The organism is Cyanobacterium stanieri LEGE 03274 (assembly GCF_015207825.1).
Classification (GTDB): Bacteria; Cyanobacteriota; Cyanobacteriia; order Cyanobacteriales; family Cyanobacteriaceae; genus Cyanobacterium; species Cyanobacterium stanieri_B.
Window position 1 is genome coordinate 23,775 of the sequence record NZ_JADEWC010000013.1, and the last position, 21,339, is coordinate 45,113.

Below are 21,339 nucleotides of genomic sequence, written 5' to 3' on the forward strand. Positions count from 1 at the left end.
AGATTAAAGATAAACTCAAATTGTTTTCAACATTCACAAAACAAATGTTAGTAGTAAATAATTACTCAAGTTACCTATTAAAAGTCACTTTATCTATCTTATATTTAGTCTTTTATACAACAGTATTTTAATGGTAAATAATTCCGTAACACTTAAAAATCTAATCATGAAGTTCTTTTTTTACCCCAGAGCCAAAGCCCAATGCTGCTAAAGATAAGATTCCTAACACGAGGGATGGTTCTGGAATTTCTGCAGGTGCATCTACTTGATCAAAATTGATGTTGTCAAGTCCTATTGATAGCTGGTTATTTTCTAAAAATAACTGTATTTTTAAGGAATCATTATTAAAAATATTTAGTCCTGAATAGGTGACAATAGAGTTTGGATTTATTGTGAAACCGGTACTATTAGTTCCGGGATCCCATAAAAGATTATAGTTCTCATCAAAAATGGCTAACCAGCCTGATACAGCACTATTTGAACCATTGAGCAAGTCAAAACTATTAAACCTCACTCCAAAACCTGTATCTGGCGTTAAGGATATTTCCGCTACTTCTCGTTGTGGAGCTCCTGAAGAAGGTAGTCCTGCGGAAAACTGGCTATCGAAATCGATTGTTGTCTGAACAATATTCAAATCATCTAAGACTCTAAGCGTTTTTGAACTATCAACAAATCCTTGATCTAGTCCACCATTGGAGTTGAAGTTAGGATTATCAACGTTGTATTCGAACCTTTGATAATCAACAACAACATTGGGGGTGAAACCGTTTCCTTGTAGGTAATTAAAATTACCCATGGTTTCGCTGGTAATCCTTTCACCATATCCTTGTGGGATCGCATTTCCTGAACCTAAACCGTTAATGTCAAAGGTCAATACGGAGGCGGAGCTTTTCTGGATGGGTAAGAGAATCAGAGTTGGGGCTATGAGGGCTGATATTAATATGAATTGCTTGTTCATCTCATTATATTTTTAATTTATAGATTTAATTGTAGTTATTTATAATATTGCTATTGATATATATAGTATATAACTTAACTTACTAAATAATAAAGTTCTATGCAAACAAAATTTCTATTTAGTTGTTTGGAGTTATTATTTAAATTTACTATTAATAACTACGTAAATTTTCAGTGTTCCGTTGAATTTATAGTTTAAGATTAAATTAAGATACATAAGTGGGAGGACAAAGCATTTTTCGTCAACCTAGCTAATGTCAAATGTCTTGTTTTAAACACATTATCTTTAACCTAGAATCATTATATACTTATTGCAGAAAATTGGTTACAAAAACGATCGCCCTTAACCGATATAATCATACACTCTTTAAATTTAAGGTAGTGGGATATATCAAGAAAATAAAAAATATTAAATCCCTCACTACTACCACGGTAAGTAAGAAAGTTAATGTTTATGGACAAATAAAAGCTACAGGAAAAAAGATTTAGTTGGTTAATTGGATGTTCATTTTGTGTGCGGTGTAATAATTTTTACTATCATTAATAAACTCCCCTTTATTCATAATATAGATGAATGTAAAAAAATGTTTATTTTTACTGAAAAAATCCTCAGAAATAATACTATAGTAGTATCCCCTTGAATTTATATTAAAGATTTAAAGATTTTTGTCTAAAAAGATTTTCAATAATTGTATAAATTTTTCTTTTTTATTAATTTGAGGTACAACCACCACATTTATATTTAGAGGACTAGAACGATGATTCGTAAATTAGTATATTTTAGTGCCACAATCCTGAGTGCGATCGCCTTTGGAGCATCAGCCCAAAACCATCAACTTTCCCCCAACTATGGAGAAACAAGACTATCCGCTGACTTTTACCCAGACCCCCACACAGTCAGTGTCCAAGCCGGAGGATCCATTGAAGCAAGTAACCTGGGCTATTCCTGTACGGGTACTATTAGCGACGCTCCTGACTATCGTATTCGCTTTACAGGGGGCGGTAGCAGACCCTTAATTATATCCGTTGATTCTGCCTATGACACAACCTTAATCATTAACGACCCTGACGGTCAATGGTTTTGCGATGATGACAGTGGAACTTCTCGCGCCCATAATCCATCCATTCGCTTTAATTCCCCAAAATCAGGGCAATATGACGTTTGGGTAGGAACTTTTAACCCAGGAGAAATTCGGGAAGCAACCCTCTACATTTCTGAATTAGATAGTCAATAACCTCCCTTAAAGTTAATCGGCGCGCAGTAACCTCCAATGTTAAAATAAAGTCTGTTTATAGTTGCGTACAATAGCTTTATGGTCACTACTCCTATTCAACCATCACAACATCCCTTAGCAGAATATATCTATAGACTAGAACGGGGAGATGCCCTTTTAAAAGATACCCCTGATAATCTTTTGGAGGTGGTGGGGATACTCAAATCCTACGGAGTAGTATTAGACAAATACTCTAATAACCTGAATTATATTGGTAAACATCAATTTTTAGTATTATTTCCTTTCTTTAAATATTTTAATGGGGATGTTTCCTTTTCCAAGTTACTTAAACATTGGTGGCACGATCGCATTAACTACGAATATGCAGAATATTGTATGCGAGGAATGCTCTGGCATGGGGGAGGAAAATTAGATGATTATATCGATAGTCAAGCATTTAAAGCTAACTGCGATCGCGCCATACAAGCAAAATTAAAAAATAATCCTTTCATCCTAGGATTAAACAAAATTTTTCCTAATTTCCTCCTCGAACAAGCTAAAATGTCAGCCTATTATGCAGCACTCGGACAATTTTGGCGAGTCATGAGCGATATGTTCTTAAGTTTATCAGATCGCTACGATGCAGGGGAAATCAACTCCATTCCCGACGTAGTCCAACATATTTTAGATGGCTTGGTGGCTGATGCCTCTCGCCCCATCACCTTTGAAGTGGACATAAAAGGGGAAATATATACTATCATTCCCCAAGAAGCAGGGTTAACCTTTTTAATGGAAACCGCTGTCCCTTACGTAGAAGCAGTGTTTTTCCGTGGATTTCCTTTCCTCGGTACGGTATCCTACAACGCTCAAGCTAGTCAAGTACCCCATGAGCAGGGAGATTTTAACTACGGGGCTTTATATGCCGATCCTTTGCCCGTGGGCAGTGCAGGAGTACCCCCTACCCTCTTAATGCACGATATGCGCCATTATATCCCTGAATATCTCCATCATTTATATCAAAATTCCCTGCGAGGAGAAGACGATTTACTGGTAAAAATATGTATTAGTTTTCAAAAGTCTATGTATTGTGTGACAACGGCAGCCTTAAGGGGTTTAGCCCCCCATGGTTTGGACACCCAAAACCCAGAGGAAATCATGGCTAATCGTCAATTTTTAGAGGGTTGGATGAGTCGTTTTCTTTCAGCTCGTATGGTAGATGTTAATAATGATGTTTTAAAACTGTAATTAAATTTAGATATGGAACAAACAAAAGCCGAAGTAGGAATTATCATGGGTAGCGATTCCGATTTACCTACCATGGTAAGTGCGATCGCCCTTTGTGAACAATTTAATGTGGCCTGTGAAGTGGAAATCGTTTCTGCCCACCGTACCCCCATGAAGATGGTAGAGTATGCCCAAAATGCTCACAAAAGGGGAATAAAAGTAATCATAGCAGGGGCGGGGGGCGCTGCCCATTTACCAGGCATGGTAGCCTCCCTAACCCCCTTACCCGTCATTGGCGTACCAGTGCAAACCAGACAATTAAACGGTTTAGACTCCCTTTATTCCATCGTGCAAATGCCCAGGGGAATTCCCGTAGCCACCGTTGCCATTGGCAATGCTCAAAATGCTGGTTTATTAGCCATCAGAATTTTAGGCGCTCAACAACCCCAATTACTAGAAAAAGTTTTGGCATATAGCCAAGATTTAAAAACAATGGTTGACCATAAACAAGAGGAATTAAGCAAAATAGGTTATCAAAAATACTTAGAAAAATATTATCAATAACTTTAGTTCGGGATTTCTCAGTATGGTTAGTATTAAGGTGATGGGGAGTATGGGAGATGAGGAGCACGGGGGATGGGGAGTAAGAGTAAAATAGTTCAATTATTCATTGTCAATTGTCAATTATTCACGCCTTTACAAGACTATAAATTTTATCTCGAACTCAGGTTATCAATAATCCGTCACCTCCCCATTAAAAGCTATACTTAACTTGTGCTTTTAACTGTTCATTACGATAGGAAGTTGCATCTCCTTCCACCGTTAAGATATTGGAAACTCGATAACTTAAATCTAATACTGTACGGGGAAATAAAGTAGCCTGACATAAACCCTCATAAACAAAAGCGTCGGAAAATTCCCCCTCTAACCTTTGTTGCCCAAAACTTGCGGCTAAACGACAGATTAAAGAATCGGTAAACTGTTTTTTCCAAGCCAACTCTAGGTTATAAACCAAAAAATCTGGGGGAGAAAAATAACCACTGGAATTTTCAAGATTTTGGGCAAAACTCCAGATAAATAAGTTGCCAGATAAGCTAAATTCACCCAGAGTTTTTTCTAGGCGACTGAAAGATTGAAACTCGTGGTTACCATCGGAAAAACTACCATATTGGGCAAAACTAAATAAACTTATATCAGGGGCGATTAACCAGTAAAATTGAGGTCTAAATCTCCATAATGTCACTTCATTTTCAATGGTTGTTGCATTAAATTTATAGGCTTGATGTTCAACGGTTGCCCCCGCCACAAACAATGATTGTAATGCCCCATCTTCTTCTATGTTAATGGATAGTGGTTGCTCTACACTTACACTCAAGTTAGGGCTATTTCTGATACGGTCAAAAAAATCTACCCCTACATTAAGATTTAGATTAGTATTATTAAGCTGTTTTTGCCAACCAAAGATTAAGGGAATATGGTTAATGTCTTCGATGTCTGTTTTTCTAAAACTATTAATTCCTGTACGAAGATTAAAGTTATTTTGATTGGGGCTTTGAAAGTTTAATAGTATTTCTCTATAAATATTTTCTTGCCCAAAGTTGTCACTGTCTAAATAGAAGCTGGGGGTAATACTTTCTATTTTAAATCTGTTGATTTCATTGGTTTGTAAATCCCTAGACTCAGGATTTATAAATGTGTCGTTGAGGGAAGGGTTAAAGTTTTCTGGGGAAGCAATTAGATATTCTTTTTTATCAAATATTTGGTTATATAATTTTATTTTGTTGTTAACAATAACACTACTTTTAGTTGGTATTTTAAAACTAGAATGACTAATAAAATATTGTTTATTAAGTTTTTTATTAGATGATAAATAGTCTTGATTAAGGTTTTCAGAGGTATTATTGTAATTGTTATCATTAGCTGTGATTATTCTTGTTACTAAGAAAAAGTCTCCTAAAAGGAAAGATAAAAATAGTATAAATAACTTTGTATTATATTTTTTTTTATGCATATTAGTAGATTAATTATTTTTTTTCTATTAACATATACTATGATTACGTACCAAAGTAAAAATAACAAAAATTAACCTTTACAAAACTTTGTTTTAATTTTGAGCTAGGAATGGATAAAAATAATGGGTATAAAACGTAAAAGAAGTATTATTAACCGATGGCTAAAAATAATTAGTTTGTGTCTAATGAGTTTTTTAATTAGTCATTATATTAGTTTGAATACTGTGGAACGATCACTTTTTTTTAGCAAAACAGCATCTATGGCCTTTGCACAATCGGGGCAAATCAGTTTCTGTGCCAATATTAGTAAGCCTTTAACGGAAGAAGAAAATCAGTGGGCGCGAGTGGCATGGTCATATTTTGTGAATAATTATCAATGGGAAACAGGTTTTGTTAATTCAGCTAATGATTTTACTTCGACTACTGCTTGGGATATGGGGAATTATCTAACGGCATTAAATGCGGCTCGTTGGTTAAATATTATTGATCAAGGGGATTTTGATGCTCGGTTGAATAGGTTTTTAGAAAGTTTGGTTAGTATTAAGTTATTTGAGGATTCTTTGCCCCATAAGGTTTATAGTACGGTTTCTAGGGAGTTTGTGGATTATGGAAATAATCCTGTAATTAATGGTATTGGTTGGTCTGCCCTTGATATAGGTAGGCTTTTGGTTTCTTTACATAGTTTGCGCACTTGTCATCCTCAGTATGGGGATTGGATACAATCTATTGTGGGGGGATGGGATTTAGATCGAATTGTTCAAAATGGGCAGTTATATGGTGCTACGGTTTCAAGAAATGGACAGACTAGGTTAGTACAGGAGGGGCGATTGGGCTATGAACAATATGCTGCTAGGGGGTTTCAGTTGTGGGGTTATGAAGCGCCTTTGGCTCTTTCTTTTGAGCCATTTAATTTGGTAGAAATATATGGGGTGGAAATTCCTGCGGATAGTCGTGATTTTCAGAGTACCAATGGTAATAATTATGTGGTGAGTGAGTCTTATATTCTTGATGGTGTGGAGTTTGGTTTTTTGGGTACTCAGATGCAACAGTATGCGAGAAATATTTTGGAGGTGCAAGAAAGACGTTATTTAGCTATGGGGCAGTTAACGGCGGTGACGGAAGATAATATTTTAAGGGAAGATAAAGATCCTAATGTACCTTCTTTTTTATATAATTCCATTTATGCTAATGGTAATGCTTGGACTACTATTACGGAGGATAATATGCAGTATCCTCAGTGGAGCACTATTAGCACTAAGGCGGCTTTGGGTTTACATTATCTTTTTCCTCAGAGTGAGTATGGCAATAGGTTAAGGGCTTTTGCATCGGGGATGATTAGTCCTAATGGTGGTGGTTTTTATGCTGGGGAGTTTGAGGAAGATGGTAGTAAGAATATTATTTTGACGGCTAATACTAATGGTTTAATTTTGGAGATGCTTTATTATAAGGCTAGGGGCGATCGCCCTTTAATCCGTAATCCTGTGGTGAGTAGCTCGGTTGGCAATCCTGAAGGGATTAAGGTAATGAGTAACTATCCTTCTCCTTTGGCTTGTGCTGGTGAAAATAGGGGCGTTATAGAGGTTGAACCTATTCCCTCCATTGGGGGAGTTTTCGGGGGAAATTGCTATGGCATTAATGGTAACCGTTGGGATGAGGAAACTAGGATAATTGCCCAAAGGGCGTGGAAATATTTTGAATCCCATTATGAACCTAGTACGGGGTTAGTGCGCGATCGCACCGATGTAAGAGCCACAAGTTTATGGGGCATGGGGGATTATCTTATGGCATTACAGGCCGCAGAATCTTTAGATATTATCAGCAATGAAGTATTTGAAGAAAGAATGAGAATGTTTTTAGGGGCGCTCGGAAAATTACCTTTATTTGCGGGGGAATTGCCCCATCGGGGTTACAATGTGCGAACTTTGCAACCAGTGGACTATGGTAATAATAACTTATCAGATATGGGTAATGGTTGGTCTGGATTGGATGTTGGTAGATTACTTTTAGCCCTCCATGATCTCAAATCTTGCTATCCTCGCTATGGTGAGTCTATTGATTCTATTGTCCTTAATTGGTCTTATTTAAGGGTAATTCAAAATCAAAGGATTCACAGTGCGATCGCCCTTGAAACAGACAATCAAAATCTAACTAGGGTATATCCCAATAGCTACATTGGCTATCAAGAAATAGCAGAAAAAGGTTTTCAACTGTGGGGCTTTGAGATTAACAACTTAAATCGACAATATCAGACACAAACCATAGAAGGCATTTCTCTGCCCATCACTACTCAAAGCCTAGTCAATCAAACCCTTCCTGAAAATAATCCTCTACTCAGTAGCCCCTTACTACAATACGGCTTATACTTCGGAATAGAATCCCCCCTCAAACCTTACCTAGAAGGAATACTAGAGGCAGAAAATAAACGTTACCAAGGCACAGGAAGACTCAGCGCCAGTGGTACGAGCCTGATTTCTACTTCCCCTTATATTATCCATAGCACCATTATCGGCAAAGATAATCAACCCTGGGCCACATTTAGTAACCAAGAATCCCTTTCCCCAGAGCAAAGAATTATCAACACAGGTTCAGCTTTTGCCTACAATGCCCTTTTTCCTGACAATAATTATGCTCGTCAGCTAAAGGAATCCGTTAAAAACGCCTATGATAACAACCTTGGTTATAGGGAAGGCATCAGAGAAGTGAATGGGGAAACCGTTCAAGGTTTTAGTGCTAAAACTAATAGTTTGATATTACAATCCTTGCTTTATCATGTTACCGAGCAACAACCCACTTTGCTTAAAAATTTTAACCTTAATTCTCCTTGGTGGAGAGCCATAAGGGAACAAAAACAGGGAAATGGGTTACCTACCATTGCCAATCCCCAAATCTAGTCAAGCTATGACGAGGTTATAAAGTACCTTTGAATATCAGTCAAAATAACATTAGTTTTCTTGCATCCTTAGAGTATTGATTATTTTGTTTGTTGGTTGAGATATTGAGGACATATCAACCTCCTTTAGTTAGAAAATCCTTTAGGGGGTAAGTTAGATGGTTGAAGTTCAAATCCCCTGAATTGATTGGTAGAGAGTATCAAATTATCAAAAAAAAATTATGGTTGAAGATAATTATTGTTTTTCAGGAAACTTAGAAACCCGTTTAAAAAAAGGCACACGACCTTTACGTTTTCTGATTATTATTAACCTTATCTGTGGGGCTTGGTATTTACAGTGGCGTATTTTTAATTCTATTAATGTATCTGCCTTGTGGTTATCTATCCCTCTATTGTTAGCGGAAATTTATTGTTATGTGGGGGGAGTGATGTTTTTTATTGGGTTGTGGAATCCCCTCGAGCGCCGCATACGTTCATTAAAATATCTTCAACCAACCTTGCCAGAGGAGCAAATTCCGAATGTTGATGTATTTATTACCTGTTATAACGAACCTGTGGAAATGGTCGAAAAGACGGCAAGAGCGGCATTGAATATGGATTATCCCGTATCAAAGTTAAAAGTTTATATCCTTGATGATGGTAATTCTCCCGAAATGAGGGCCATGAGTCAAAGACTTAATATTGAAGATTTACAAACTCCCCGTTTAAGACAGGAGGTTAAGTCCATTTCCCAGAGGCGATCGCAATTACTAGCCAACCTAGAACAAGTAGAAACCTTAACCCCAGAGCTAGATAACGCCCAACAAATCCTCAACAAATTTCGGATCAAAGTTAAACCTACTAAAGAATACACCAAAAAAGTATTACGCTGGTTTGAGAAACAAAAGCCCTTATATGTACCAGCTGAAGTGTGGCAAGACTGTCATTTAGCAGTATTAGAAGGATTTGAACATCAAATTATCAAAAATAGTTTACAAATAGAGAAAAAATATTTAACCTTAATAGATTTAACTATTTTAAGCTATGGTATTGAAATCAAAATTTGGGATAATAATCGTCATTACCAAACCAATAAATTATTTACAAGTCCGAATCTACCTGCCGTTAATGAAGAAGAAGGACAACACTTAAAAACCATTGCTGAGGTGATGGATAGTTATAGTTATATTTCTATGGGTAACCAAGGAAACTGTCTTACCCTTTATAAATCCTATACTGCCATTCCTAACATGGAGGAAATCGCCACAAAATCTATAATGGCAGGATATTTAAAAGGATTAACGGAGTTAGTTTTACAATTTAATCCTAGTTTAAGTCACATAAACCAGTACTTAGTAAAAAAAAGAGCAGAATTATTAGACACCATAGAAAAAGAAGAATTAAAACTAAGTAGCCTATTAAGATGTCACTATATTGCTCGTCCTAAACCTCCAGGGAAACCGCACCACGCCAAAGCAGGGAATATTAACTACGCTATTTTTTCTGGAAGCACAAAAGGAGACTTTATTTTAACTTTAGATGCTGATCATATTCCTCAAGCTCAATTTTTACAAAGGGTAATTCCTTATTTTTTCTCCTACAATTTGATGACAGGTCGATATTATGAAAATATGATTGCCTTTGTGCAAACCCCCCAAGCCTTTTATAATTTACCTTCTGGAGATCCTTTCGGTCATCAGGCTCATCTTTTCTATGGATTAATTCAACAAAGTAAAGATGGTATGAATTCGGCTTTTTATACGGGTACTAACGCAGTATTAAGAAGAGAAGCATTAATTATGGTGGGTTTAAAAAATTTTGCCGCCGATTTTCAGAAAGATCAATCTCGCTTGGAGGAATTTGATTTGGTGGGGGGGGTATCGAGTAATAGTATTACTGAAGATATGAATACCGCCATGAGGTTACATAGTGCAGGGTGGAGGTCAGTTTATCACAATGAGCCTTTGTCGGCCGGACTTGCGCCTGATGATTTGATTTCTACCTTGCAACAACGGTTGAGATGGGCGCAGGGTACTATTCAGGTGTTACTGAGGGAATCTCCCCTAACGAAAGAGGGTTTGACCTTGGGGCAAAGGTTACAATATTTTCAAACTATGTATAGTTATTTTTCTGGGTTTGGGATTGTTATTTTTTTGTTAAGTCCCATTGTTTATTTTTATACAGGGATAGTGCCTGTTGTTGATTTTAACAATGATTTTGCTTTTTATTTTGTTCCCGCTTTTGTGCTTAATCGTCTTACTTTTATGATGGCGAGTTGGGGTATTCCTGCAAGGGAACTTTGGCGCAGTGAGCAATATGCGATCGCCCTTTTTCCTTTATATATTCAGGCGGTAATTAGTGTTTTTAGTGGTAAACCCCTTAGCTTTAAAGTAACCCCAAAGGAAAGACAATCGGGAAACTATTTTCGTTTAATTATTCCCCAAGTTGCGATCGTTGTCCTGACGGTTGGAGGTATCTTCTGGACAGGTATTCAACTTTTGATCGGCACATATAAAGAACCCGCACTTTTTTTATTGAATGCGGGTTGGTCTATTTATAATATAAGTGTACTATCCATTGTTATTAAGGCAGCCACATGGCAACCATCAGAAAAAGATTAATAATTTCTACTGAGGGGATTTTGTTCCACGGAAGATGTGGCCAGATTACGTAAAACACTAATAGCCCTGTAATATTGAGGATCGGAAGATGTGCCAATGAGAGAAGGATTATCCCTCAAATTGGATAGTTGTTGACGGCTAATATTTTGGACTACATTGGGGGCGATGCCATTTTTACTGATATTTAATCCGCTTGGGGGAAAATAACGGGAAATAGTCACCGCCAAACCAGAACCATCAGATAAAGAGTGTACTGATTGTACAGTACCTTTACCAAAAGTATTTGTTCCCACCACCGTCGCCCGATTATTTTCCTTGAGCGCCCCTGCTAAAATTTCACTGGCGCTAGCAGAATTACCATCCACCAAAACCACCAGGGGAAGATCCGTCAGGGCCGAATTGTTAGCATGAAAACGACGATGTCCCCCTCGGCGATCAACCACATCGACTATTTCCCCTTCCTCCATCCACATTCTGGCGATGTCCACACTAGCAAATAAAAGCCCTCCGGGGTTACCTCGTAAATCTAAGACGAAAGCAGAGGCATTGTTTTCCTGTAAACTGGTGATCGCTTCTTCCATTTGTGCAGAAGCGTTGGAGCTAAATTCTTCTAATTTAATATAACCAATTTTTAAATCTCCTTCTTCTCTCATGCCGAAGTCCACCGCAGGGATTTGAATTTCCGCACGGGTGATTACTACCTCAAAACTAGACTCCCCTTGCCGGGCTATTTGTAAACGCACATCTGTGCCATTGTCTCCCTGCATCGCTTCCGATGCCTGTTCTAAATCCATTAAAGCCGTCGGTTTACCGTCAATGCGTACGATGCGATCGCCCCTTCTCAAACCCATTTCCGCTGCGGGAGATTTACGAATAGCTTCCACCACATATAAATCTTGGGTTCTTTGGTCAATGGCCATACGAATCCCAACCCCCGATACCCGACCAGATGTCTGATTCGTAAGGGTTTCAAACTGATCGGGAGCTAAAAAACGGGTATAAGGATCACCTAAATCCTTCAGCGCCCCTTCTATGGCCTCATAGGCTTGACGAGTATTACGATAATCCCTACTTAGTAATTCCGTTCTTTTCCTTTGCCAATCAACCTGATTAAAATCTCCATCCACATATTCTCGATGGACAATTTGCCACACCTCATCCACCACCGATTTAGGACTATCCACCATTTCCGCCTGAGTAGCGATGGGGTTTAACAAAGGCAAAAAAGTACCTGTGGCAAAAGCAAGAAAAAACTTTTTAAAATTCAGAGATTGTGTCGTAATATGCTTTTTCATAAAATCAGTGTGGATGAATATATATTTAACTCTCATCTTTTTTCAGTGTATCAAATTTATTTTGCGATGGGGTGTTCACCGCCAACCTTCTTAACATCCCAACTCTTTTAAGATTTTGATAATCAAATCATTGTTATGATCATCTAAGTTAAAACCTTTTTTGTATTAGGTTCGTATCTACCATAGCTAGAAATTTATTACACAACCCTATGACCTATTTAGAAACCACAGCCCAATTTTACTCTGAAGTCGCTCAAACCCCCGAAGTGGGTTTATGTTGCGTCCAAAGCAGTTCATTACAACTACCAGGATTAAAAATTCCCTGCAAAATGCAAGAAATGAACTACGGCTGTGGTACAACGGTACACCCCAACGAATTAGCCAACAATCCCACCGTTTTATATGTAGGAGTAGGGGGCGGTTTGGAAGCTCTGCAATTTGCCTATTTTAGCCGTCACCAAGGGGGAGTTGTTGCCGTTGAGCCTGTAGAAGCCATGAGAAATGTGGCAAGGGAGAATTTAAAACAAGCCACCAACCTTAATGAATGGTTTCAAGAAGAATTTGTAGAAATCCGAGAAGGAGATGCCTTTAACTTACCCGTAGCAGATGAATCCGTTGATTTGGTAGCCCAAAATTGTCTATTTAATATTTTTGAACCCCAAGACTTAGCCACAGCCCTCAAGGAAGTTTATCGAGTCTTAAAACCGGGGGGAAAATTGTTAATGAGTGATCCCATCGCCACCCAACCCATACCCTCCCATCTTAGACAGGATGAACGTTTACGCGCCATGTGCTTATCAGGGGCGCTGACTTATAACCAATATATCAAACATTTAATTGATACAGGTTTTGGGCAGGTAGAAATTCGTACCCGTCGCCCTTACCGTTTATTAGACACTAATAATTATCAGTTAGAAAAACCCCTGTTATTAGAAAGTTTAGATACCGTATCTTTTAAAGTACCTATTGCCGATGATGGGGCTTGTATTTTTACAGGAAAAACAGCCATTTATCATGGTGATTTAGATCATTTTGATGACAATGCAGGACATATTTTAACTAAAGGAGTACCGGCTTCTGTATGTGATAAAACCGCCGCCAAATTAAACGAATTTTCTGATATTTATATCACTGATTCCACATGGCATTATGACGGTGGAGGTTGTTGTTAATTAGGGGTTAATGAAAAGATGTAATCATTAGAGTAGGGAACAGGGAACGGGGAACAGGCAAAAGATGATAATTATTTATCGTAAATAGTTACACGTTGGATAATACTAAAATTGACTAATTAAATTTGGTATTATTTGTTTTTAATTTAATGGTAATACACTTTAAAACCTACTTTTATCTATACTCTGTGACCAAATTAATAAAAAATTAATCAATAAATATGACTGTAAATACAATCACTACAATAACTCCTTTTAATCAGAAAATAAAAACGCCTTTACTTAAAGATAAAATAACCGTTTTACAAATTAATTTAGGGAAAAAATGTAACCTTGCTTGTCGTCATTGTCATGTGGAAGCAAGTCCAAAACGTACAGAGGAATTAACCCCCAAAATTTGTGAACAACTACAACAATTAATTGCTAAATTTCCTCAGATACAAACAGTAGATTTGACTGGAGGAGCACCCGAATTAAATTACGGTTTTAAGCCCTTGGTGGACACTGCAAGGCAATATAACAAAGAGATTATTGTGCGCTCAAATTTGACTATCTATTTTGAGGAAGGTTTTGAGGATATTCCTGTCTATTGTGGAGAAAACAAGGTTAGGATTGTGGCTTCTTTACCCTGCTATTTAGAAGATAATGTAGATAAAGTGCGAGGTAAGGGAGTTTACGATCAATCTATTAAAGCTATTCAATGGCTCAATGATTTGGGTTATGGAACAGATCCAGATTTGATTTTAGATTTGGTTTATAATCCTCCTTTACCTACTACTACAAAGTTTTCTTTGACGGCGGATCAATATAAATTGGAAACAGCTTATAAAATGTTCTTACAAGAACATTTTGAGATTAATTTTAATAACCTTTTAACCATTACTAATTTGCCCATTGGCAGAACTAAAGTTTTCTTGGAAAAACAGGGCTTCATTGATGATTATTTATCTTTTTTAGAGTCTAATTTTAATCCCACTACGATTAATAATTTAATGTGTCGTAATCAATTATCTATTGACTACTTAGGTAATGTTTATGACTGTGATTTTAACCAGATGGAAAATTTACCTGCTAAAACCGATGATGGTGAAGATTTGACGGTTGCTAAGTTACTGGCAATGGATAGTTTGGATGTCATAGAAAAGGTACAAACTGCACCCTATTGTTATGGTTGCACGGCAGGGAGTGGTTCGAGTTGTGGTGGTGCTTTGAGTTAGCACATCTCAACAAATCGAGGATAGGTGATTATGATTTCAAAAAAAGCTATTCAAATTTTTTCTCTGGGGATAATTGCACCTCTTACTTTGCAATCATGCCAACAAAATACGGTAACTAATTCGGCGAATACCGATATACTAACAGGGAGATTGATTATTACAGGTTCAAGCACTGTTGCTCCCTTGGTGTCGGAGATAGGGAAAAAGTTTGAAGGGGAAAATCCTGATGTGCGTATCGATGTACAAACGGGAGGCTCATCCCGTGGCATTAGTGATGTGCGCAATGGTATTGCAGATATTGGCATGGTTTCCCGTGGCATTACCCCAGAGGAAGATGATTTATCGTTTCATAGTATCGCTCAAGATGGGGTGGGTATTATCATTCATCAAGACAACCCTATTGATAGTTTATCCGATGAGCAAGTTAAGCAAATTTTCACGGGGGAAATTAGCAACTGGCAGGAGGTGGGAGGAAAGGATGCCCCCATTACGGTGGTAAATAAGGCGGAGGGGCGCTCTACTTTGGAGCTATTTTTAGATTATTTTGTCCTTACTAATAGTCAGATAAAGCCTTCTGTGGTGATTGGGGATAATCAACAGGGTATTAAAACCGTTGAGGGAAACTCTTTTGCTATTGGTTATGTATCTATCGGCACGGCGGAATTTAGTATTAATAATAATGTACCAATTAAATTGCTTCCTCTCGATGAAATTGGGGCAACTAGGGATAATGTTGCTAATGGTAGCTTTCCTTTATCTCGTCCTCTTAATTTGGTAACGAATGGTGAGGAGGATTTTTTAACTCAAACTTTTATTAATTATAGTCAATCGGCGGAAGTTCATGATCTCATTAAAAAACAGGATTTTGTCACCCTCTCACGGTGATTTGCTATGGCGTTGGTTACTCACTATCATTGCGATGATTACGGGGATTATTGTGGTGGTAATCACGGTATTTTTGTTTTCTGAAGCCTCGACGGTTTTGCAGGAGGTGGGATGGGGAGCTTTTTTTCTAGATCCTTCTTGGCATCCCCAAGAGCAGTTTTTTAATTTGATACCGATGTTGTTGGGGACTTTGTCGGTGACGGTGGGGGCGGTTTTTTTGGCGATTCCTTTGGGGGTTGCTTCGGCTATTTTTACTCAATATTATGCGCCTCGTGGGGTGGCTTATGTTTATCGTCAGTTAATCGAGTTGTTGGCGGGTATTCCTTCGGTGGTATATGGTTTTTGGGGTTTGGTGGTATTAGTACCATTGATTAATCGGTTTCAGGCACCTGGTACGAGTTTATTGGCTGGTATGGTTATTCTTACTTTGATGATTTTGCCAACGGTTGCCCTGACGGCGGAGGCTAGTTTTGAGGAAGTACCTTGGGAGTATCGACAGGGTGCGATCGCACTGGGTTTGTCAAAATGGGCGATGATTTGGGGGGTAATATTACCTGTGGCAAAATCGGGGGTGATGACGGGGTTTATTTTGGCGACGGGAAGGGCATTGGGGGAGACGATGGCGGTGTTGATGGTATGTGGCAATGTGGTACAAGTGCCTGACAGTTTTTTTGCCCCTGTGCGTACTTTGACGGCAAATATCGCCCTCGAAATGGCGTATGCCACTGGGAATCATCGTTCGGCTTTGTTTGTCAGTGGTTTATGGTTGATGGGTGCGATCGCCCTTATGGTATTAATAGCAGAAATTATGAGGGATCAAAATGTTAAGTTATAAGAAAAGGGAGGGGTTATTAATTAGCATTTCATTATGGTTAATGGCTCTGATTATTGTGGTATTTTTTAGTTGGTTTTTAGGAGATATTATTATCAATAGTCGGGGTAAAATATCTTGGCAATTTTTATTTTCTCAGCCATTAAATGCTGGTAGGGAGGGCGGTATTGCCCCTATTTTGGTGTCAACTTTTTTGATTTTATTCGTAACCATGGTAACGGCTTTACCTTTGGGAGTTGGCACGGCTATTTTTTTGACAGAATTTACAGAACAAAATAATTTTTTAGGAGTTTTAATTAGGCGTAGCTTAGATATTTTGGCTGGTGTTCCTTCCATTGTTTTTGGTTTGTTTGGCAATGCTTTTTTTACTATTAAATTAGGTTTAGGTTTTTCCATTTTATCGGGAGGTTTAACCCTTGCTTGTATGGTATTACCCATCCTCATTCGCACCACCGAGGAAGGACTGAGAAACGTTCCCCTCGATTATCGTTTGGGGGCGGCGGCGTTGGGCATATCTCAACGGGCAACTTTATGGCGGATTGTCTTACCCTCTGCGGTGGGGAGTGTCATCGTCGGGTTTGTGTTGGGGGTTGGCAGGGCGATCGCCGAAACCGCTGCCTTAATTTTTACCAGCGGTTATGTGGACAGAATGCCTGAATCTTTGATGGATTCGGGGCGCAGTTTATCGATTCATATTTTTGATTTGAGTATGAATGTTAGTGGTGGTGATGATAATGCTTATGGTTCAGCTTTGGTGTTATTGATGCTTTTTTTCCTGATTAATTTTATTGCCAAAATAATTTTAAATGTAACTTCTATTGCTCATAATAAAAATGTCTAATTCATCAAAACAAAATATTGTTTTACCATCTTTAAATATAGATAATTTGTCACTTTTTTATCATAAAAAACCTGCTTTTAAAGGAATTAATATACCCATCCATGGAGGAAAAATAACTGCTCTTATAGGGCCTTCTGGTTGTGGCAAAAGTAGCTTTTTGAGTTGTATTAATCGTTTGGTGGATATGATTCCTAATACTCACATTGAAGGTAATATTCGTTTGGATGGTTTACCCATTTTAGGTAAAAAAATAGATACCCTTAACCTTCGTCGTCATATAGGTACAATATTCCAAAAACCTAATCCTTTTCCTTTTTCTATATATAAAAACCTTGCCTTTCCCCTCAAAGAACATGGTATAAAAGATAAAAATAAAATTGAATATTTAATCGAAAAAAGCCTAAAAAATGTTGGTTTATGGCAAGAAATAAAAGATCGACTGCATCAAAATGCCCTATCCTTATCAGGAGGACAAAAACAAAGATTATGTATTGCCAGAGCCTTGATATTAGAGCCAGAAGTGTTACTATTTGATGAACCCTGTAGCGCCCTTGATCCCATTTCCAGCGGTGTTGTAGAAGATTTAATCGCCAGTTTGAGAGATAAATATACCGTGGTAATTGTCACCCATAACCTCGCCCAAGCCAAGAGAATCGGTGATTATGGGGCTTTATTTTGGACTGAAAATAATATCGGCACTTTGGCAGAATTTGGCACTATCGAACAAATTTTTAACCATCCCCAATCAGAAATTACCAGAGCTTATATTCAAGGAATTAGAGGTTAATTTTATGCCCTACTTTCAGATTATAATTTTACTGTAATAAAAACATCAATACCTTAAAAAATATAATTAATCATATAATAAAGTTATTATATTATTGTTTTTACATTAATACTTAGAATACAAATAAAACCAATAATAATTAGGTTAAAAAAATAAATTTAAAATGGTTAATTTAGAAAACATAAAAATATATCAAACTAATGGTATAAATTATGATGTTACCACCGAAGATATTATAGTTAAACTTCTGGATTGGGATCAGAAATTCGGAATAACCATTAGTAATGTTAGTTATGATACATTAACAGTATATTTTCACAATTTACCAAATAATGTAAGAATTATGGCTGAGGAAATTTATGAATTTTGCCCCGATATAATTGATCAAGGATACGGTTGTATGGATGAAATATTAACAATGGGGCAGAAAATAGATGAACGACTCAAGCCTTTATTACAAGGGGTTGAGATGAATAGTCCAGATTTTGGTTTGCAAATTTTAGAGAATGTTTTAAAAGTAAAGAAAAAAGTTTGTTTATGGTGGGATTAAATTAAAGGTTAAGTGATGATATTATAAAGTTTTCTGTTGCTAATAAAGAAAGTTTAGAAATATATGATGGAAAACTTATTTATATTTTTAACGGTAATTTCTCCTAAAATAAAAAGAAGATTATGGCGTTCATGGTATGATTTTTTAGCTAAATCATATCAAAAAGAAGATTGGGAATTTATGAATTATGGTTTTGCTGATATTGATCATCAATTAAAACCAATCAATTTATCTTTAGAAGAAGCACAAAATAAATATTTTATTCAACTTTATCAAAAAGTTGCTAGTATTACGAATCTACAACATAAAAAAGTATTGGAGATTGGTTCGGGTAGGGGTGGAGGTAGTTTTTTTATTGCCAAATATTTATCCCCAATGCAGATTATTGGGATTGATATTGCTCAAGAAAATATTGCTTTATCAAAACAACTATATAAATTACCAAATTTATCTTATCAAGAGGGTGACAGTGAGAATTTGCCTTTTTTAGATAATTCTTTTGATGTAATTTTAAATGTGGAATCTTCCCATTGTTATGGTTCTATGGATAAATTTTTAGCAGAAGTTCACAGAGTTTTAAAGCCTGATGGTTTATTCTCATGGGCTGATTTGCGTCCTGTAAATGATCTGGAAAAATTAGAAAATAGTTTGAATAAGTCTGGTTTAGTTTTAGTAGAAAAACAGGATATTACAACTAATGTAATTAAGGCTTTAGAATTAATTGATCAACTAAAAAAAGAAAAAATAAATAATAATGTACCTAAAATTTTGCGTCACACTTTTTCTGAATTTGCGGGGGTAAAAAATAGTAAAATTTATAATGGTTTTGTTAATGGAAGTCTAGTTTATCTCACTGCATTTTTACAAAAAAAAGATAGTTGATAATTTAAAAAATAACCTAAAGCTCAAAGGCTTCAAGTTAAGTTATATCAAGTTGACGGAATTCGTTATAGATAGATTGTACCTTCGCCGTTGCCCCACCGTGTAATGAATTATACGGCTAATAATATGAAATATAAAAAAGATTGCTATAAATATAATTAACTTCAGTATTTCCCGCCTTGTAATGAATTACAAGGCTACGGATTTTTCGTTCAATGAATTGAACTTTTATGTTTGGAAATAAATGGATTCAGCACCCATAAATCTATACAAGGAATCGGAAAGGGTTTTAACCTAAATTGAGGTTAATTAGGCTGGGATTTTATTTGAGAGATTTTATTTGTCGTAAACATTTAAGTATTTCATATAATTTATTGTTCAATAAATTGAACTAAGATATTGATATTGCTAATTTGTAAGTGATCAAGGGGAGTTGATATTATTTATGTTTATCCTGAAGGTCAGATTTGATATACTTTACAAATTACTAACCATAACAGGTTGTCCTTGGGGAGATAAATCACTTTTTGAGTTTTCGAGGGTAATTACTATTTGGGAAGGATTGAGCATATCTGGATCTAAGGGAAATTTTATCAAACTATTACCTTGGGAATCGGGTTTAAATTCTCCGCAGTATATTTTTTCACCGTCCACAATACCCCAAAGACGATATACTTTGTTTTCAGCGATGGGGGATAAATTTTGAGTTATTACCATGATGGTATCTGCGTCGGTATTAACTAATAAACTACCTGATGATTGAGGATTGGATTCTGTACCTTGGAGAGAAACTAGGTTATTATTTTTTTGACGTAGAAGGGCGATCGCACTTTGATATTCTTGTAATTCCTTATCCATCCTGGCAACTTGTCTTTGTAAACCATAACTATAACCCCCTAAAACTATTATCAACATGGCGCTAATGGCGCTAAAAATTAGAGGTAAAGGGCGATGTTTAACTATGGTTGTAGTTTTTGGAATTATTTGATTTTCTTGTTTTGCTTGGGCTAAGATGCGATCGCCCAGTGTCTTGGGTAACTCCACCTCAGGTAAGGCAAGGGGATAAAGGGCAAGGGTTTTTTGTAGGCTTTCAATTTCCTCTTGTAACTCAGGTTTAGATTGCAATAACTGATGCACCGTGGATGTTTCTTCGGGGGTAGAATCACCCAACACATAACTGGCCAAAAGTTCCTTGATTTCTTCTTCTTTAAAATCTTTCATCACTAATTTACTAACTCCTGTAATAACTCTCTCAACTTCAATAATCCTTTGCGTTTATAGGTTTTCACCGTGCCGAGGGGCATATTTAATTTTTCGGCAATTTCCGATTGACTCAAGCCGTCAAAATACGCCATTTCTAATACCTGTTGATGTTGCATCGGTAAACGGGCGATCGCCTTTCTAACCTTGTGTGACACTTCCTTTAGAGCAACTTTATCCATCAAACCACTATATTCCTGAGAAGGAGAATTATTAAACCATTTGAGAATCCTTTGACGATAAGAACTTTTTTGCCTGTGTCTATCAATCGCCCGTGAGCGAGTCATCGTTACCAAAAACACCAGCATTGAGCCTCGACTTTCATCATAATTTCCCTTTTTAGAAAAATAAAGGAAAATCTCTTGGGTTAAATCCTCCGCTTCTTGAGTATTGCCCAACATACGCAACGCTACCCGATAGACAACTTCACCATAACGCTCATAGAAAATTCCCAAAACGGAAATATTGCCTGAGCGCAACTGTTCAAAAAGTTCTGCATCTGTCCGATTTGACAGCATGGTAATTAACCGATTATTTTACAAAATAGGGATACATTCATTTAATAAAAATACGAAACCCAAGCAAAAAAGGATTTATATCAAGTCCGCTTGATCACTTACAAATTAGCAATATCAATATCTTAGTTCAATTTATTGAACGAACTACCGTTAGCCGTGTAATTCATTACACGGTGGGGCAACGGGGAAGGTACAATCTATCT

18 protein-coding genes are annotated in these 21,339 nt (G+C 36.9%); 13 read left to right on the forward strand and 5 right to left on the reverse strand.

Annotated elements, in window-relative coordinates; genetic code table 11:
• Positions 1-160: 160 nt before the first annotated feature.
• On the reverse strand, positions 161-958 hold the full coding sequence (locus IQ215_RS07390) for a hypothetical protein (RefSeq protein WP_193800678.1): 798 nt from the start codon (positions 956-958) through the stop codon (positions 161-163).
• A gap of 757 nt (positions 959-1,715) precedes the next feature.
• Between IQ215_RS07390 and IQ215_RS07395 the strand changes: the two genes are divergently transcribed.
• From IQ215_RS07395 to purE, 3 genes are all read left to right on the forward strand, one after another.
• Positions 1,716-2,192, forward strand: coding sequence for a peptidase S1 (locus tag IQ215_RS07395; RefSeq protein WP_193800679.1), 477 nt, complete (start codon positions 1,716-1,718; stop codon positions 2,190-2,192).
• A 78-nt stretch (positions 2,193-2,270) separates the two neighbouring features.
• Complete coding sequence (locus IQ215_RS07400; protein WP_193800680.1) at positions 2,271-3,416, forward strand: CO2 hydration protein; 1,146 nt, start codon at positions 2,271-2,273, stop codon at positions 3,414-3,416.
• A gap of 12 nt (positions 3,417-3,428) precedes the next feature.
• Positions 3,429-3,959, forward strand: coding sequence for a 5-(carboxyamino)imidazole ribonucleotide mutase (gene purE, locus IQ215_RS07405; RefSeq protein ID WP_193800681.1), 531 nt, complete (start codon positions 3,429-3,431; stop codon positions 3,957-3,959).
• 190 nt (positions 3,960-4,149) lie between these two features.
• On the opposite strand, the gene IQ215_RS07410 is transcribed toward purE, so the two are convergent.
• Complete coding sequence (locus tag IQ215_RS07410; RefSeq protein WP_193800682.1) at positions 4,150-5,406, reverse strand: cellulose synthase subunit BcsC-related outer membrane protein; 1,257 nt, start codon at positions 5,404-5,406, stop codon at positions 4,150-4,152.
• 261 nt (positions 5,407-5,667) lie between these two features.
• Here IQ215_RS07410 and IQ215_RS07415 point away from each other — a divergent pair, with 261 nt between their 5' ends.
• Positions 5,668-8,298 carry a DUF3131 domain-containing protein gene (locus tag IQ215_RS07415; protein ID WP_241735276.1) on the forward strand — a complete coding sequence of 877 codons (2,631 nt, stop codon included), beginning with the start codon at positions 5,668-5,670 and terminating at the stop codon, positions 8,296-8,298.
• A gap of 220 nt (positions 8,299-8,518) precedes the next feature.
• Positions 8,519-10,897 carry a glycosyltransferase family 2 protein gene (locus IQ215_RS07420; protein WP_193800683.1) on the forward strand — a complete coding sequence of 793 codons (2,379 nt, stop codon included), beginning with the start codon at positions 8,519-8,521 and terminating at the stop codon, positions 10,895-10,897.
• Here the strand turns inward: IQ215_RS07420 and ctpB are convergent.
• The gene (gene ctpB / locus IQ215_RS07425) at positions 10,894-12,192 is read right to left on the reverse strand and encodes a carboxyl-terminal processing protease CtpB (protein WP_193800724.1); all 1,299 of its coding nucleotides are present in this window, start codon (positions 12,190-12,192) and stop codon (positions 10,894-10,896) included. The two genes, IQ215_RS07420 and ctpB, sit on opposite strands and share 4 nt — an antisense overlap.
• 209 nt (positions 12,193-12,401) lie before the next feature.
• Between ctpB and arsM the strand changes: the two genes are divergently transcribed.
• The 8 genes from arsM to IQ215_RS07465 all read left to right on the forward strand — a co-directional run bounded on the left by arsM (position 12,402) and on the right by IQ215_RS07465 (position 19,358).
• The gene (gene arsM, locus IQ215_RS07430; protein WP_193800684.1) at positions 12,402-13,364 is read left to right on the forward strand and encodes an arsenosugar biosynthesis arsenite methyltransferase ArsM; all 963 of its coding nucleotides are present in this window, start codon (positions 12,402-12,404) and stop codon (positions 13,362-13,364) included.
• A 221-nt stretch (positions 13,365-13,585) separates the two neighbouring features.
• Positions 13,586-14,581 (forward strand): arsenosugar biosynthesis radical SAM (seleno)protein ArsS, encoded by a 996-nt coding sequence (arsS, locus tag IQ215_RS07435; protein WP_193800685.1) that lies wholly within the window; start codon positions 13,586-13,588, stop codon positions 14,579-14,581.
• Positions 14,582-14,611: 30 nt separating this feature from the next.
• Positions 14,612-15,466: a phosphate ABC transporter substrate-binding protein gene (locus IQ215_RS07440; protein ID WP_193800686.1), complete on the forward strand. Its 855-nt coding sequence runs from the start codon at positions 14,612-14,614 to the stop codon at positions 15,464-15,466.
• Positions 15,447-16,301, forward strand: coding sequence for a phosphate ABC transporter permease subunit PstC (gene pstC, locus IQ215_RS07445; RefSeq protein WP_241735277.1), 855 nt, complete (start codon positions 15,447-15,449; stop codon positions 16,299-16,301). The genes IQ215_RS07440 and pstC overlap by 20 nt, the downstream gene beginning before the upstream one ends.
• Positions 16,288-17,139, forward strand: a complete 852-nt coding sequence (gene pstA, locus IQ215_RS07450; protein ID WP_193800688.1) for a phosphate ABC transporter permease PstA — start codon at positions 16,288-16,290, stop codon at positions 17,137-17,139. The genes pstC and pstA overlap by 14 nt, the downstream gene beginning before the upstream one ends.
• Positions 17,132-17,926, forward strand: a complete 795-nt coding sequence (locus tag IQ215_RS07455) for a phosphate ABC transporter ATP-binding protein (protein ID WP_193800689.1) — start codon at positions 17,132-17,134, stop codon at positions 17,924-17,926. The genes pstA and IQ215_RS07455 overlap by 8 nt, the downstream gene beginning before the upstream one ends.
• 163 nt (positions 17,927-18,089) lie before the next feature.
• Positions 18,090-18,476 carry a DUF4253 domain-containing protein gene (locus IQ215_RS07460; protein ID WP_193800690.1) on the forward strand — a complete coding sequence of 129 codons (387 nt, stop codon included), beginning with the start codon at positions 18,090-18,092 and terminating at the stop codon, positions 18,474-18,476.
• Between the two features lie 63 nt (positions 18,477-18,539).
• Entirely contained in the window at positions 18,540-19,358 is an 819-nt protein-coding gene (locus IQ215_RS07465; RefSeq protein ID WP_193800691.1) for a class I SAM-dependent methyltransferase, read from the forward strand.
• A gap of 477 nt (positions 19,359-19,835) precedes the next feature.
• Here IQ215_RS07465 and IQ215_RS07470 read toward each other — a convergent pair whose 3' ends face one another.
• A complete protein-coding gene (locus tag IQ215_RS07470; protein WP_193800692.1) occupies positions 19,836-20,579 on the reverse strand; it encodes an anti-sigma factor in 744 nt (247 codons plus the stop codon).
• 2 nt (positions 20,580-20,581) lie between these two features.
• A complete protein-coding gene (locus IQ215_RS07475; RefSeq protein WP_193800693.1) occupies positions 20,582-21,136 on the reverse strand; it encodes a sigma-70 family RNA polymerase sigma factor in 555 nt (184 codons plus the stop codon).
• Between the last annotated feature and the right edge of the window lie 203 nt (positions 21,137-21,339).